This is a genomic window from Halolamina sediminis (genome assembly GCF_001282785.1).
In the GTDB taxonomy this organism is placed as follows: Archaea; Halobacteriota; Halobacteria; order Halobacteriales; family Haloferacaceae; genus Halolamina; species Halolamina sediminis.
The window spans coordinates 1,280,364-1,295,936 of sequence record NZ_CVUA01000001.1 but is presented as its reverse complement, the minus strand read 5'-3'; the positions used below and the strand labels follow the sequence as shown (position 1 = coordinate 1,295,936).

Here is a 15,573-nt window from a genome sequence, read left to right as displayed (position 1 = left end):
CGAGGGCGGATCCCGACAAAAGAGGTTGGTGTTCAGCCCTCGCGCTCCTCGATCACGTAGTGGTCCTCGCCCTGCTCCACCAGCGTGCCGCCCTCTTTCAGCGTGACGACGTACCCCGTCGGCGAGCGCTCGGCCTCGTGGGGCGCGCGCACCCGGACGAGGTTGCCGATGAACTGCGCCGAGGGCGGTTTCTGTGCAGCGCCGCAGTCGTAGACGGTGACGAGTTCGTCGCCGGCGTCGGCCTCGTACACCACCAGCCGGGCGTGGCGCTCGAGGTGCCAACGACCGTCGCCGGTTTCCGGGAGCGCCCGCATCAGTCGAGATCCGTCGCGGTCTCGATCGCGTCGACCGCGTCGGCCACTGTCCCCGCGGCGGCGTTGCCGTCGAACGCCTCGCCGACGAGATCGGGCAGCGCATAGCGGTACCGGCCGGCGCCGTCGTGTTCGATCACGCCAGCTTTCCGCAGCGTCCGGTTGCGCGCGTAGGCGTACTGGCGCTCGCCGGAGCCGCCGGCGGCGACGTGGGCGTCGAGAGGGGTGGCGTCGCCGACCTCGCGATAGTGCGCTAGCATCTCCCGGGTCACCTCGTCCAGCGCATCGATCCCCTCGACGAACGCCTCGACCACCGCGTCCTCCTCTCGGAGTTCGGCACGGCGAACGAGCCGGCTGAGGCGCTCACCGCGGTCGGCAGTCGGGTCGGGAGGCTGCTCGTCGCCGTCCGCCGAGTCCTCGCGTTCCGGTGCCGAGCGCTCGACCGGTGCCGAACTGCCGAGCGAGCCGCCGGTGAGGTCCGACGAGGACTCCATCGTGACGCCGAACTCCTCGTCCGCGGTTTCTCGGCTCGACTCCGCGGTCCTCCCGCCATCACTGGCGGATGCTGTCTTCACGGGCGAGAGGCCGGACTCCCGCGCAGTGTCGCCGGCGTGGGTCGACTGCCCGCGCTCGGTGTCGGCCGTCGGCGCCTCGCGCTGGGACGATTCGGCCGCCGCGTCGACGGTCGGTCGCACGCCCTCGTGGTCGCCGTCGGCGGTCGCCACGCCGGTGTCCTCCAGCGGGTCGGTCGCCGGGTCCCAGTCCTCGTGCGTTCTCGTTTCCGTGTCGTCGGCCGTCTCGCCCGCCGAGGCAGCGGTCTGGGGATCGCCGTCGGCAGGGTCGAGGTAGCGCCGGTCGAGTTCGCTCTCCAGTCGCTCGATCCGGTCGGTCTTCGCGTCGAGTTCGGCCGTCAGCACGGCGAACGTGTCGATGAGCGGGAGCGAGACGGCGCGCTCGTCCTCGTCTTCCTCGGTGTCGGTGTCGTCGGTCATGGTGGGGGCGTCGCCGCCGTCCCGACGCCGGTCGGGCGGCTCGGTGGGCGACCGGAGGGGTCGCCGTGATCGTCGTAACAGACCCACTGGGCCCACATAGGGTTTCCGACGGGGCTACTCGAACTCCTCCAGCGAGAACTGCCCCGACCGGTCCTCGCCGGCGGCAGGGTCGCGGTCGTCGCCGCTGCCGTCCGCGACCGCGTCGCCGGACCGCTGTGCGTTCCGACTCCCGACCGCGCCGTCACCGGCTTCGTGTGCGTCGAACCCGTCGAGGCTCGCCTGCTCGCCCGCGGTGAAGCTCAGCTTCGACACCCGCACCCCGAGCTTGCGGACCGACTCGTCCTCGAACTCGCCGAGCAGCGAGAGGGCGGTCTCCTCCACCAGATCGGGGTCGTCGACGGGGCCGGAGAGCGACTCGGCGCGGGTGTTCACGTCGTACGGCGTCGTGACGGCCTTGATCCCGATCGTCCGGTAGAGCGCGTCCTTCGAGCGGGCACGCTCCGCGACCGCGGCCGCGAGCGCGCGGACCTTCTCCCGCATCGCCTCGGCGTCGGTCGTCGCTTCCGAGAACGACGACTCCCGGGAGAGGCTCTTTGGCAGCCCCGTCGGCGTAACCTCGCGGTCGTCGTCGCCGCGGGCGCGCTCGTAGAGCTCGACGCCCCGGTCGCCGAAGCGGTCCTGCAGGTGGCCGGGGTCCGCATCTGCGAGGTCGCCGGCGGTCTCGATCTCCATGTCGTGAAGCTCGCCCGCACGGACCGGGCCGACGCCGTGGATCTCTTCGATGGGCAGCGGCGCGAGAAACGCCGCGACCGTCCCCGGCGGCACGACCGTCAGCCCGTCGGGCTTGTCGTGGTCGCTGGCGATCTTCGCGGTCGCCATGTTCGGCGCGACGCCGACGCTCGCGGGGACCCCCACCTCGTGGGCGATGCGCTCCCGGACGTGGCGCGCGAACCCCTCGGCGAGCGTGCGCTGCTCGGCCGCGCCGGAGGCCCGCGCAGGCGCGTCGACGCGCTCCCACGACGTGCGATCGGTCACGTCGAGATACGCCTCGTCGATGCTCACCTCCCGCACCGTGTCGGCGCAGTCGTGCAGGATCGTCTTCACCTCGCTCGCGACAGACTGGTAGAACTCCATGGCTACCGGGCGGTAGTGGCCGCGGTCGTCGCCCTCGCCCGCCGCGCCTGCTCGGTCCGCGGCGTCTTCGTCGCCCAGATCCGGGCGCTCGACGGGCGGCAGTCGCTCGACCGCCTGCGAGATGGGCTGGGCGGAGTCGACGCCGTGCTCCCGGGCCTCGTAGGAGGCGGTCGCGACGGCGCCGATCGTCTCACCCGCCTCGTACCCCATGCCGACGACGACCGGCTCGCCGCGGAGTTCGGGCTCCCGCAGGCGCTCACAGGAGGCGTAGAAGCAGTCCATGTCGACGTGGAGCACCACTCTGTCGGGCGACTCGTCGTCGCCAGTCCCGGGAAGGGTGCTCCCGCTCATACGTGGCGTTCGGGCCGGGACGGAGAAGAGGGTTTCCCGGACGGGGTGAAAGTGGAGCGGGGGTCCTACCCCCACTTAGCAGACCCAAAACCGCCCCCACCGACTGGTTCCACGCACGGCCAAACACGTATCAACTCCCCTACTAAAAATGATTGCCGGGAATACACTTGATGCCGGGGAACCGACAATCGGGTATGATCTCGGTCGTCAGGCGGTACTACGCGTACCGCGCGACGCTCACCAACGGGTTCTACCTCCCCGTCTCGGTGATCTACATGGAGGCACAGGGGCTGGGGCTGGCCGAGATCGGGTTCGTCCAGGGCGTGTTCCTGTTCGGGATGGTCGCCGGCGAGCTCCCGACGGGCTATCTGGCGGACTACCTAGGCCGTCGGCGGACGCTCGCGCTCGGCAACGCCGTCACCGCGACGGTGATGGCCGGGTTCGTGTTCGCGTCGTCGACGGCGGCGTTCACCGCGCTGTTCCTGCTGTGGGCGGTGGCGTGGACGCTCCGGAGCGGCACCAGCGACGCGTGGCTGTACGAACTGCTCGCGAAGGCGGGTCTCGACGACGAGTTCGCCCGGCTCAGCGGCAGGGCCGAGTCCGTGCTGTTAGTTGTCTCCGCGGGCGCAGCCCTGACCGCTGGCGTGCTGTACACCGTCGACCCGGCGCTACCGTTCGTGGCGAACGCCGCCGTCGCCGCGCTGGGGCTGCCGATCCTGTTCACGCTGCCCCGGACCGGGGAGATACGCGACGACGAGCCGACGATGACGGTCCGTCGTGCCGTCTCGCTGCTGCGCTCGCAGTTCACCCGCCCCTCGATCGGCTGGCTGGTCGTCTACGCCGCCCTGTTCAACGTCGTCTTCTCGGTGACGCGAGTGTTCGAACAGCCGGCATTACGCGAGGTCGGCGTCCCGGTGGCCGGACTGGGCGTCGTCTACGCGGGGTTCAAGCTCGTCTCGGCGGCCGCGACGGGCGCCGCCGGAGCGGTGCAGGATCGGCTGGGGACCCGCGGCGTCATGCTGTCCCTGATCCCGATTTTCGGGGTTCTCTACGCGAGCTTCGCGGTCGTCCCGCTCCTACTCGTCCCCGCGGTGTTCGCCCGTCGGGCCGTCTCACAGCTGGTCCGCCCCGTCCGCAACGAGTACCTCAACGACCGGCTCGACGACGTGGGCCGGGCGACGGTGCTCTCCGGCGTCTCGATGGTGCTCTCGCTGGCCTCCGGGGCCGCGAACGTGCTCGGCGGCCGGGTCGCGGAAGGGATCGGCCCCGTCAGCTTCCTCGCGGCGACCGGCGTCGCTGTCTCCGTCGCTGCGGCCGTGCTCTGGCTGCTCACGTCGCCGGTCCGGGACGAGCCCACGACGGCCAGCCCGAGCCCGGTGGAGTCGACCGAGCCGTCGCCCAACGCCGGCGAGCCGTAACGGCGCCGACGCGACGCTACCCGTCGTCGAGAGCGAAGGTGAACACCGGAGCCGCACCGAGCGGGAGCTACTTCAGACGCTCCTGCAGGAAAGTGGGGTGGGCTGCGGTCAGCCCGTCGATCTCCAGCACCTCGTCGTTGATCACGTCGCCGAGCGCGTCACCGTTCTCGGCTCGGATCTCCGCCATCAGCATGTGGTCGCCCGACGAACTGTACAACGACTCGACCGCGTCCAGCTGTTTGAGCGCGTTCGTGGCGTCGACGTACTGCTCGCTGTCGACGTCCATCCCCACCAGCGCGATCGACTGGCCCGTGAGCTTCTTGGGGTCGACCTCGGCGGAGTAGCCGACGATCACGCCCTCTTCCTCGAGCTGGCGGACGTACTTCCGAACCGTCGGCTTGGAGACGTCGGCGCGCTCGGCGATCTCGGAGACCGACGCCTGCGCGTCCTCCTCCAAGATCTGCAGGATTCGGTCCTCGGTGGCCGACGTAGTCATGGACCGTACTTCGCGGTGCGAGGAAAAATGCCTTGCGAAGCGGAAAGCGAGTCTCGGTGGACCCAAACGCCCGGGCGGGGGGCCGCTACCGGCCGCCAGCGCTCACTTGTGGTCGTCGAGGAACATGTCCGCGGAGCGCTCCCACTCGTAGTCGTCGTCGAAGTAGCGCTCGGCCAGCGGCTCCTCGGGCATCTCGCCGATGTTCTGCTTCTCCTGCTGGTAGGAGGGGCGGTCCTCGTCGACGTAGAACTTCCCGGTGAGCACCTCGCCCTCGTGGAGGGCTTCCTCGGTCTCACGCATCATCTCCGCGGCCTCCTCGCGGTTCGTCGGGTCGAACTCGTAGTCGTCGTTCTCGTTGACGTCGATGTAGGGGACGTACTGCTTTGCGTCCTTGTTCCAGGTCGGACACTGGGTCAGGAAGTCGATGTGGGCGAACCCGTCGTGCTCGATGGCCTCCTTGATCAGCTCCTTGGCCTGGTTGGGGTTGACCGCCGCGGTGCGGGCCACGAACGACGCCCCCGACGTGAGCGAGAGCGAGAGCGGCCGGATCGGCTCCTTCGCCGAGCCGTGGGGCTGGGTCTTCGACTTGTGACCCTTCGGGGAGGTGGGCGAGGTCTGGCCCTTGGTGAGGCCGAAGATCTCGTTGTTGAACACGATGTAGGTGAAGTCGTGGTTCTCCCGGGCGGTGTGCATGAAGTGGTTCCCGCCGATGCCGTAGCCGTCGCCGTCGCCGCCGGCGGCGATCACTTCCAGCCCGGGGTTCGCGAGCTTCGCGGCCCGCGCGACGGGCAGTGCGCGCCCGTGGATCGTGTGGAACCCGTAGCTGTTGAAGTAGGAGTTCAGCTTGCCCGAGCAGCCGATCCCCGTCACCGTCAGGGTCTCGTCGGGCGTGCGCCCGGCCTCGGGCAGGGCGCCCTTCAGTGCCTTCAGGACGCCGAAGTCACCGCAGCCCGGACACCACGTCGGCTGGGGCTCGATCCCCGGCGTGTACTCGTCCTGTTCGATCTCGCGTTCGTCGCCGATTGCGCTGAATGCACTCATTGGTCAGTCACCTGCCGCGGGTACGAACGTCGTCTGGTGATCGGTCGCTTCCTCACCGTCGACGGTGTTGTGGAACCCCTCGACCACTTCCGCAGGCTCGAAGGGGTTGCCGTTGTACTTCAGGAGGCTCGACAGCTTGGGCCCGTACTCGCCCAGGTGCTTCTGGGTCAGGCCGCGGAACTGCGCCGAGGAGTTCATCTCGACGACCATCGCTTGGTCGACGCTCTCGATGAACGCCCGAACCTCTGTCTCCGGGTACGGCGCCAGTTCGCCGACCGCGAGCGCCTTCACGGACTCGCCGTCTGCGTTGAGTCGGTCGACCGCCTCCTCGACGGTGCCGACCATGCTGCCGAACGCCAGGATGCCGTAATCGGCGTCCTCGGGGCCGTACGTCTCGTTCAGGCCGTCCTCGTTCAACTCCTCGCGGATCGACTCCAGCTTGCGGCTCCGCCGGTGGACCTGCGCGACGCGGTTGTCGGGGTCCTCGCTGATGTGGCCGGCCTCGTTGTGCTCGTTGCCGGACGCGAGGAAGCGCCCGCCCTTCTGTCCCGGCACCGAGCGCGGCGAGACGCCGTCCTCGGGATTGTGCCGGAAGCGCTTGAGCTTCCCGCCGGGCTCGTGCGGTGCCTCGGCGATCTGGTCCTCGGTGAGCGTCTTGCCGATGTCCGGGTTGGGGTCCCGATCGAAGTGGCTCGCCGGGACGTTGCGGTACTCCCCGGAGAGCTTCTGGTCGTAGAGGATGATCGACGGGATCTGGTACTGGTAGGCGATCTGGAACGCTTTCCGCGCGTGGTCGTACGCCTCCGCAGGGTCCGCGGGCGCGAACACGACGCGGTTGGAGTCGCCCTGTGAGGTGTACAGGACGTGCTCCAGGTCGGCCTGCTCGGGCTTCGTCGGCATCCCCGTCGACGGGCCCGCTCGTGCCGCTTCCAGCAGCACGATCGGCGTCTCCGACATCTCCGCCAGTCCGAGCGGCTCGGACATCAGCGCGAAGCCGCCGCCGGAGGAGCCCGACATCGCCTTCACACCGGTGTGGGCGGCACCGATCGCCAGCGACGCCGCGGCGATCTCGTCCTCCACCTGTTCGGAGATCCCCCCGACTTCGGGGAGGTTCTTCGAGAGGATGGTGAACACCTCCGTCCACGGCGTCATCGGGTAGCCGGCGATGAACCGGCAGCCCTCGTCGAACGCACCGTAGGCGATCCCGTCGGAGCCGTTGACGAGCACCTGCTCCTCCTCGTGTTCGCCCTCCGGACAGGAGACTTCGATCCCGGAGAGGTCGTAGTCGTCAAGCACCGCCTCGTACGCCTCGTTGAGGATCTCGAGGTTGGGTTCGAGGATCTTCTCCGGCATCGCGTCCGTCATCAGTTCCTCGATCGCCTCGACGGGAATGTCGGCGATCGCGCAGGTAGCGCCGACGCCGGCGGTGTTGCGCATCACCTCGCGGCCCTTCTCGCGGGCCAGCCCGCGGAGGTCCAGCGGGAACACGTGCCAGTTGTTCTCCTCGACGCGCTGGTCGAAGTTCGGTACCTCGTCGGCGTCGATGAGGCCGGAGTCGTAGACGATCACGCCACCCTCCCGGAGATCGTCGAGGTTCTCCGAGAGCGGTTTGATCTCCTCTTTCCCGTAGTACGCCTCCTCCTGTGGGTTGCGCGCGAAGGAGTCCCCGAGCGCGAGGAGGAAGTCGTACCCGTCGCCCCGCGATGTCACGTCCTCGGGGGCGGCCCGAACCTCGGTGTACGTGTGACCGCCACGGATCCGAGACGGGTAGTGTCGGTGGGTGAAGACGTCCAGTCCCGACCGCATCAACGCTTTCGCGAAGTTCTGGCTGGTCGAAGCGATCCCGTCGCCGGAACCTCCTGCGATCCGCCAGATGAGTTCGTCGTCAGTCATGAGTGGTACGGCGACCGACGGTCGGTCGCGTCTTCGTGGACATTCCCGCGCCGAGCCCAAAGCACTTGCTATCAGTTGTCAAGAAAAGACCGTGACAGACTGCCGCCGGCGGGATCGATCGCGGCCGACAGCTCAGTGACCGCCTTCCTGATCAGCGAGTCCGTCGAGGTAGCGCGCGAACAGGAGCACGCCGAGAACGAGCACGGCGCCGCCTGCCAACTGCAGCGGCTGACCGAACTGCGTGAGCTGTTCGCTGTGCACCAACTCGGATCCCAGTGCGACCCCAACGAGTAGCACAGCCGTCCCGACGGTCATCGTGCCCCCGAGCAGATAGGGCATCGAGGACTCGTTCTCGAGCATACCCGTACTCCGGGTGTGGAGTGATAAATAACGCACGGACACGTCGTCGGGAGCTTCTTCGAACCCGCCGTCTATCAAATCTGCAAATCCGTTCCTGAAATTTAAGTACTGATACGAGATGAAAGATCCCACTGTCAGATGAAACGACTCTCCCTCATGCTCGCAGTCCTGCTCGTGGTCGCTTGCCTGCCGACGCCCGCGGTGGCGGCGGTTGACGATGGACGCCCGCTCGCGGACGCGGGGCTCGATCAATCGGCGACGGTCGGGAGTACCGTCTACCTCGATGGCGGCGGGAGCGTCGACCCCGACGGCGAGATCGTCGACTACGACTGGTTGATCCGGACGCCCGGCGGCGAGACGGTGACGCCCGCGGACCCGGACGCAATGACCACACAGTTCGTCCCCGACGAGCCCGGGCAGTACGAAGTTCGACTGACGGTCACCGGTGACGACGGGCAGACCCACGCGGACACGATGTACGTCGACGTCGAGGAAGCGTCGGGGCCGCCACCGACGGAAACAGCAACCGAATCGCCGACGTCGATGCCGGAATCGACAGACTCCCCGGGACCGACGGACCCCTCCGAGCCGACACCAACTCCAGAACTGACAGACCCCCCGGGACCGACGGACCCCGCCGAGCCGACGCCAACTCCGGAAGAGTCGTCGACATCACAGCAGTCGGACAGCACGAGCGGTGACCCGAACCAACCGCCATCGGGCGACATCGATGGTCCGTCGCACGTGACATCGGGATCGGCGGTCAGCTACAGTATCGACGCGACGGACCCCGATGGCGAGATCGTGGACCGTTGGTGGCTCCCCACGTCGATCGCGTCTTCGCCCCCAAGCCAGGCTGAGCTTCGGAGCGGGACACGAACCCTGACCGTCGACGGTACGCCGGGCACGACCGCGACGGTGACCGCGATCGTCGTCGACGACAACGGGGCGACGTCGACACTGCAGAAGACCGTCGAGGTGCAGAACACGCCGCCGACTGCCCGGATCGAGGGCGACGACGTCGCGGTCGTGAACTCGACGAAGGAGTACCGAGTCGTGGCGAGCGATCCCGACGGACAGATCACCTCGGTGAGCTTGACCGACGACGCTGGCGCCGTGGAACCGGTCGGAACGCTATCGTCGGGTAGCGGCGAGTGGGCACGGTCGTTCCGTTTCGACGGAATTCCAGAGCGCGACGGCACGGTGACGATCGAGGCGACGGTTCACGACGAGCACGGTGGGGTGACGAAGGTGGAGAAGGAGGTGACGGTGGTCGAGGAGACTTCAAGGTCGGAAATGGCCAATCCAGTCTCTCAACGGGCTCCCGAAGTCCTTGATTTGGATCTCACAATGCGGGACACACCTAGCGGGATAAACGGAAGACAAGCTATGTTGACCGGGGTCGCAAACGATACTGATTCAGATCGCTTGCAGTTTGAGTACCAGATTGACGATACGTTCCTGCTTAGCACCAGTTCGAGCGGGAGCCCCGCACGAGCGACTGTCTCCCACGGGCTCGAGAACATGGAGTTCGACGACGGAACGATCGAAGTGCAGCTCACCGTCACCGATCAGAACGGGCACGAACAGTCGCTCACGAAGACGTTCGATGTACAACGGAGAACCTCGGGGGAAAGTGTCTCTGGCTTGGGCAACCCGATCGAGATCACGAAGATAGATGGGCGAACCGTCCACGGGAAGTACCAGATCGACGGCACGCATACCGGGAAACGGATCGTGATCAGCTTCGGCGACGGTGAGGTCGTCACCGACACGATCGAGGAGACGAACTATCACTACTTTCAGCATCGGTACGCGTCCGGCGGTGATTATCATCTCTCGATAAACCCCGCGTGGTCACCGGACAAAGCGTCGGTTCCCGTGAGGGTATCGCAAACGACGTACACTGTCTGGAAGTACGAGCGGAATACAACCGAAGTGTACAGAACCGAGGCTGTCGAGAGCCCCGGCGATGATTGGACACGGGAGACTGTCGCCCGGATCGACCGTGAACAGACCGACACCAGGACGATGCGAACACCAGCAGACGACGGGCGCGGAACTCTCAGTCCCGGTCAGGAGTGGCGGCGTGTCGGAACAACGACCGAGTTCGACACCGAACGGCGAACGACGAGGAGTACGGATCACCCTGGTGGCGAGTGGGAGGTCGCAAAGCGGAACGTCGACCAGCGGCGGGTGTTCGCCGGCTGGGAGTATACTACAATGCCACAGCGTGACGCTTTCGGTGACGACTGGGAGTACGTCGAACCCGTTCCCCGAACCGTCGAGCGGACCGAAACGGAGCGGTCCGCGGGCCGACCCGCCGGGAGTGGCTGGGAGCGAGGGGACCGAGTCGGTCGAACGCTGACCGGCTTCCACACGCAATGGGTCTACTCCCATTACCGTGCACCCGAGCACTGGGAGTACCGCCGGTCCGATAGATACGTCAGTGGGTACGACGAGACGCGGTACTGTGTCGAGCGCTCGTATCGGTTCGATCCACCGGTTTGCATCGAATGGGAAACCGAGAGTGAGCCGGAGTACGACTACCGGTACGAGTACCGCGTTCCGGAGTACGATGCGGTGTACGAGTGGGAACGAACGGTCGAGGAGACGGAGTACTCCCATCGGTACCGCCGCGCGACGTACGACGAGGTGGCGGTCCACGAGTACGAGAAGCAAGTACGGGTCGGCACCGAGTACGTCCGATGGGAACGCCCGGTGTTTGAGGAGACGGAGGTGTACCGATGGAAACGAACTGCCAACAAGTGGGAACAAACCCGTGCGTTCAGTGAACCGATTGGGAACGTACGCAACGTGACCAAGATCGTGAAGGAGTGTGACGCGGATCCGAACGCAGACGAGCCGAGCATCTGTGAGGGGGAAGCCTGAATGAAGGTTCGGATTATCACGGTTTGCGTGTTAGTAGTTCTCGGCGGTTGCGTAGGGGTTGGAACTGTCCCTGACGCTATCGACGGGGCCGAACATACGACGGCCGATACGGAGCCGACACCGCGACAGCCGACGACACCATCGTCGGCACGGTACGACGTCGACGTGAAACAGATAGAGGACCTCATCCACGAGAAGATGAACGAACGGCGGGTCCAAAACGGGGTCGAGCCACTCGAACGGAACGAAACGCTGGACGCCGTTGCTCGGTACAAGTCGTGGGACATGGCAAAGCGGGACTACTTTGCGCATACCGGGCCTAACGGGACTACGCATCCCGAACTTCGTGCACAGTACGAGTTGGAGTGCGGTCGTTCAGGACAGAACATCTACAAGCATAAGACTCAACAGATAGTCGAGAACACTCATAAATTCCTAACTAATAGCGAAAAAGCCTCTAAATCGGCTGTCGATTTCCTACTTAATTCCCCCTCTCACCGCCAAAACGCCCTCTCTTCGAACTACGACAGCCAGGGGATCGGCGTCTTCGTCGACGAGAACGGGACCGTCTTCGTAACGCAGGAGCTCTGCGGTTAGTCGTTCCGCGGGCTACTCGGGTGGTACGGCGTGTCGTACTCGCCCGGGTTATCGTCCAGTCGGTCCGGATTGATCCGGCCGCCGAGGAGCATGAAGTCGAGCACCGTCAGGTAGAGCATCGACTCCACCACCGGGACCGCTCGCGGCGGAAGTACCGGATCGTGTCGGCCGACGACCTGAATCTCCTTCTCCTCGCCGGTCTCCCAGTCCGCGGTTCGCTGGGTCTTCGGGATCGAGGTCGGGGCGTGAAGCGTGAGTTCGCCGTAGATCGGCTGTCCCGTCGTGATCCCGCCTTGAAGCCCGCCGTGGTCGTTGCCGACCGGCGTCGGGTCCGGATCCGCCTCGTCGGGGAACTCCCAGTCCTCGTTTCGCTCCTTGCCGGTGACTTCACGCGCGTCGCGGCCAAGTCCGTACTCGAAGCCCGTCGACGCCGGGACAGCGAGTAGTGCCTGCCCGAGCCGGGCCGGGAAGCTATCGAACCGCGGCGCACCGAGGCCTCGGGGGACGCCGCGGGCCTCGAACGCGACGCTGCCGCCGATGGAGTCACCGGCTTCCTGGTACTCGTCGATCAGTTCCCGCATCTCCTCGGCGGTCTCGGGGTCCGCACAGCGGACCTCGTTCTCTTCGCTGTGTTCGAGCAGCTGCTCGAAGCTCACGTCCGGCGCCTCGATGTCACCGATCTGGTTGACGTGCGCCTTGATCTGTACGTCGTAATCGCTCTGTTCGAGCACCTGTTTGGCGATCGCGCCCGCGGCGACCCAGTTCACCGTCTCGCGCGCGCTAGAGCGGCCGCCACCGCCCCAGTTCCGCGTACCGAACTTCGCAGAGTAGGTGAAGTCCCCGTGGCTCGGCCGGGGCGCAGTGACGAACGGCTCGTACTTGCCCGAACGGGCGTCCTTGTTCTGGATCGTCATCCCGATCGGGGTGCCCGTAGTGTAGCCGTCCTGCAGCCCCGACTGGATCGACACTTCGTCGGGCTCGCCGCGACTGGTCGTGATCATCGACTGCCCGGGCTTGCGCCGGTCGAGGTCGCGCTGGATGTCGTCCTCGTCGAGTTCGACGCCGGCGGGGACGCCACTCACCGTACACCCCATCCCCGGGCCGTGACTCTCGCCGTAGGTGGTCACCTGGAACAGGCGCCCGAAGCGATTGCCGTTCATGGGTGGTGGTAGTGAGCCGTGCATTTAGTCGTTGCAGAAGCGGCCGCCCGGGCGTCGACGCCGTCGAAGTCGGTCGAGCGACGAGGTCAGTTCTGCAGGTCGCTCGCTCGTGCCGCGGCGAAGGGGACCAGCATCTCCTCGGGGGCCATCCCGCCGTGAACGCCGATCTTGTCGTCCGGTTCGTACCACATCACGTGATCGCGATGGACTGCCAGCAGATCCGGAGCGCGGCGGTCGAAGGTCGCGCTAGCCTCGGCGTGGTTGCTGCCGAACAGGCCACGATCGCGGTACTCGGCCTCCGTCAAGGTCAGCACGTCCCCGCCGGCTTCGGTTTCGACGTGGCTCCGGAGCTCCTCGACCCGCCCGTCGCGGACGTGGAACTGCACGTTTCGCGGGCCCCCCGTCGGTTGAATCGGCTCGCCATCGTCGTTTCGGACGAAATAGTCCTGCACCTCTGACACGGAGAGATCGACCGCGAGACCTTCGTCGACGTTGGTGTGGCCGTGGTCGGCGGTGAGCAGGACGGCCGTCTCCCCGGCGGTTTCGGAGTCCAGCTTGTCGAGGAAGCCCGTACGGAACGCCTCAGTCACCATCCGCACCTGGGCGTCGTACCGGTCGGCCTCGGTCCCAGTCACGTGGGAGATGCTGTCGACGTTCGGGACGTACGCCGTGACGTGGGTCGGTCCCCCCTCGACGACGGCGTCGCGTACCGTGACGGCCATGTCGGCGACGTTCCAGTAGCCGTGCGTCTCCGCGCCGGCGGTCGTGAGCTCGGAGGAGACTGAGCCGGCGATGTGCTCCGGCTGGGTGACGTGGGTATCGATGCCTGCCGTCTCGGCGTCGCCGTAGATGGCCTCGCCCTCGAACAGTTCACGCGGGTCCGCGAGCGGGTACTCCTCACGAACCGGGGTGCCGTCCTCTAGGAGGAACGGGAGGGTCTGGACCGACTCGCCGACGGAGTCGAGGTACTGGTGCCAGCCGAGCAGGCCGTGTTCGGCCGGGAGCAGTCCCGTGTGGAGCGTCGTGATCGCCGCGGCCGTCTCGGAGGGGTAGGTGGAGGTCAACGGCGTTACGGTTCCGGCCGTCTCGAAGGCGTCGAGGAGTGGGAGATCGTCCGAGAGCCGGGTCCACTGGTCCAGCCCGAACCCGTCGACGACGAGCAGGACGACGTTCTCGACATCGTCAGAAAAATCACCGAACGTGTCGTCGGGGAGGTTCCGGTCGAACTCCGACGACAGCAGCGAGAGGGCGCTCTCGGTAGCATCGGCGAAACAGCGGTCACGGTACGCGGGGAAGACGTACCCGTTCTCCTCGCACTCCCCGCGGAGGTCGGGTGCGAAATCTGTCACAGAGGGAGTCCCACAGCGACCGATAAATCGGTACCGACACCGATCGAGTGGTGCCGTCGAAGAGGATACCGGCGCTTCAGGCGTCAGTAACGTTCCCGCCGAGCTCGTCGAGTACGAGCCAGAAGTCGGGGAACGACACGTCGACGTGTTCGGCGCCCGCGATCGTGGTTGTCCCCTCGGCAACGAGGCCGGCGACCGCCAGCGCCATCGCGATCCGGTGGTCGCCGCGGCCGTCGACTTCCGTGCCGACGAGCTCCGACTGGCCGCCGTGGACCGTGAGCGTGTCCTGCTCCTCGGTCACTTCGGCGCCGAGTTTTCTGAGCTCCTCGGCCATCGCACTCACGCGGTCGGTCTCCTTCAGCCGGACGTGCTCGCAGTTCACGATCCGCGTCTCGCCGTCGGCGACGGCGCCGACCGCGGCGATCGTGGGGAGCAGGTCCGGCGTGTAGCCCACGTCGACCTCGATCCCGGAGAGGTCGCCGCCCGCGGCGTGGAGTTCGCCGGCATCGCGGTCCCAGTCGATCGCGGCGCCCATCCGGTCGAGGATTTCGACGATCGCGGTGTCGCCCTGCGCGCTCGGCTGGGCCCCATCGACGACGACACCCTCGTCCCCATCCGGGCTTTCACCCCCGTCTGCGGCGACCGCGCCCGCGGCGGCGAGGTAGGAGATCGAGGAGAAGTCCCCCGGCACCGCGTAGCTCCCCCCCGAAGGGGCGTACTGTTGTCCGCCGGGGACGTGGAACCCTGAGTCGGTGTGCTCGGCGTCGACCCCGAACGCGTCGAGCACCTCGAGCGTGATCTCGACGTACGGCGCCGACTTGAGCTCGGTCTCGAGGTCGATCTCGATCCCTCCGTCGGTGACGGCGCCGGCCATCAGCAGCGCGGTGATGAACTGTGAGGAGACGTCGCCGGGCATCGAGACGGTCCCGCCCGAGAGTGAGTCACCGACGACGAGCGGTGCCTGCCCGTTCCGTCGGGTGCTCTCGGCGCGTGCGCCGAGGTCCCCGATCGCGTCGAGCAGCGGGCCGTGGGGGCGGGAGCGAAGCGAGTCGTCGCCCGTGAGTACCGTCAGTCCGTCGGCGAGGGCAGCCGCCGCCGTGACCAATCGGGTCGTGGTCCCGGAGTTCTCGCAGTTTATTACGTCGTTGGGGACGGCGGGACGGCCGTCGAATCCCTCGACCGTGAGCGTGCCGGCGTCGAGTCGCGAGCGGTCGACCGTGCCGCCGAACGCCGAGACGGCGCGCATCGTCGCCCGGGTATCGGCGCTGACGAGCGGGTTCTCGACGGTCGCCTCGTCGGCGTAGCCTGCGGCGAGGATCGCACGGTGGGTGTAGCTTTTCGACGGCGGCGCGCGACAGCGGCCGGCGACTCGGGATCGTGAGACGTGTTTCTTCATGCCCGCCCCTGTGGCTGCCGGGGGGATGAGTCCACCGGAGCCAGCTTTTGAAGTAGGATGACGGGACCACTCCCAGCGTGATCTGAGACTCACCGCGGGACGGTTTGCGGTTGTGCGGCCAGCCGTCCCGCGTCGAAATTCGGCCGCCTGTTCGCGTCGGGCCGCCAGCGACTGCGCTGGGCG

13 protein-coding genes and 1 pseudogene are annotated in these 15,573 nt (G+C 67.0%); 4 read left to right on the top strand and 10 right to left on the bottom strand.

The features are described from left to right. Nucleotides 1-32 precede the first annotated feature (32 nt). From BN1959_RS06545 to BN1959_RS06535, 3 genes are all read right to left on the bottom strand, one after another. Entirely contained in the window at nucleotides 33-314 is a 282-nt protein-coding gene (locus BN1959_RS06545) for a hypothetical protein (RefSeq protein ID WP_053947890.1), read from the bottom strand. After that, the gene (locus BN1959_RS06540; protein ID WP_053947889.1) at nucleotides 314-1,303 is read right to left on the bottom strand and encodes a hypothetical protein; all 990 of its coding nucleotides are present in this window, start codon (nucleotides 1,301-1,303) and stop codon (nucleotides 314-316) included. The genes BN1959_RS06545 and BN1959_RS06540 overlap by 1 nt, the downstream gene beginning before the upstream one ends. A 114-nt stretch (nucleotides 1,304-1,417) precedes the next feature. Further along, nucleotides 1,418-2,788 (bottom strand): DNA polymerase Y family protein, encoded by a 1,371-nt coding sequence (locus tag BN1959_RS06535; protein ID WP_053947888.1) that lies wholly within the window; start codon nucleotides 2,786-2,788, stop codon nucleotides 1,418-1,420. A gap of 194 nt (nucleotides 2,789-2,982) precedes the next feature. Here BN1959_RS06535 and BN1959_RS06530 point away from each other — a divergent pair, with 194 nt between their 5' ends. Further along, on the top strand, nucleotides 2,983-4,206 hold the full coding sequence (locus BN1959_RS06530) for an MFS transporter (RefSeq protein WP_053947887.1): 1,224 nt from the start codon (nucleotides 2,983-2,985) through the stop codon (nucleotides 4,204-4,206). Nucleotides 4,207-4,273: 67 nt separating this feature from the next. Here BN1959_RS06530 and lrpA1 read toward each other — a convergent pair whose 3' ends face one another. The 4 genes from lrpA1 to BN1959_RS15485 form a co-directional block, all read right to left on the bottom strand. Further along, nucleotides 4,274-4,702, bottom strand: coding sequence for an HTH-type transcriptional regulator LrpA1 (gene lrpA1, locus BN1959_RS06525; RefSeq protein WP_053947886.1), 429 nt, complete (start codon nucleotides 4,700-4,702; stop codon nucleotides 4,274-4,276). Between the two features lie 102 nt (nucleotides 4,703-4,804). Continuing rightward, nucleotides 4,805-5,743: a thiamine pyrophosphate-dependent enzyme gene (locus BN1959_RS06520; protein ID WP_053947885.1), complete on the bottom strand. Its 939-nt coding sequence runs from the start codon at nucleotides 5,741-5,743 to the stop codon at nucleotides 4,805-4,807. Between the two features lie 3 nt (nucleotides 5,744-5,746). Further along, a complete protein-coding gene (locus BN1959_RS06515; protein WP_053947884.1) occupies nucleotides 5,747-7,636 on the bottom strand; it encodes a 2-oxoacid:acceptor oxidoreductase subunit alpha in 1,890 nt (629 codons plus the stop codon). Nucleotides 7,637-7,768: 132 nt separating this feature from the next. Next, a complete protein-coding gene (locus BN1959_RS15485) occupies nucleotides 7,769-7,996 on the bottom strand; it encodes a hypothetical protein (RefSeq protein ID WP_053947883.1) in 228 nt (75 codons plus the stop codon). Nucleotides 7,997-8,134: 138 nt separating this feature from the next. Between BN1959_RS15485 and BN1959_RS15480 the strand changes: the two are divergent. From BN1959_RS15480 to BN1959_RS06500, 3 genes and pseudogenes are all read left to right on the top strand, one after another. Beyond that, nucleotides 8,135-8,425: pseudogene (locus BN1959_RS15480) on the top strand (PKD domain-containing protein); the annotation flags it as partial. Between the two features lie 627 nt (nucleotides 8,426-9,052). Further along, a complete protein-coding gene (locus BN1959_RS06505) occupies nucleotides 9,053-10,888 on the top strand; it encodes a hypothetical protein (RefSeq protein ID WP_154018228.1) in 1,836 nt (611 codons plus the stop codon). Then, nucleotides 10,889-11,485 carry a CAP domain-containing protein gene (locus BN1959_RS06500; RefSeq protein ID WP_079978623.1) on the top strand — a complete coding sequence of 199 codons (597 nt, stop codon included), beginning with the start codon at nucleotides 10,889-10,891 and terminating at the stop codon, nucleotides 11,483-11,485. Here the strand turns inward: BN1959_RS06500 and aroC are convergent. From aroC to aroA, 3 genes are all read right to left on the bottom strand, one after another. Beyond that, nucleotides 11,482-12,645, bottom strand: a complete 1,164-nt coding sequence (gene aroC / locus BN1959_RS06495; RefSeq protein ID WP_053947880.1) for a chorismate synthase — start codon at nucleotides 12,643-12,645, stop codon at nucleotides 11,482-11,484. The two genes, BN1959_RS06500 and aroC, sit on opposite strands and share 4 nt — an antisense overlap. An 86-nt stretch (nucleotides 12,646-12,731) precedes the next feature. Then, on the bottom strand, nucleotides 12,732-13,994 hold the full coding sequence (locus BN1959_RS06490; protein ID WP_053947879.1) for an alkaline phosphatase family protein: 1,263 nt from the start codon (nucleotides 13,992-13,994) through the stop codon (nucleotides 12,732-12,734). A gap of 76 nt (nucleotides 13,995-14,070) precedes the next feature. Then, nucleotides 14,071-15,390, bottom strand: a complete 1,320-nt coding sequence (gene aroA, locus BN1959_RS06485; protein WP_053947878.1) for a 3-phosphoshikimate 1-carboxyvinyltransferase — start codon at nucleotides 15,388-15,390, stop codon at nucleotides 14,071-14,073. Nucleotides 15,391-15,573 lie beyond the last annotated feature (183 nt).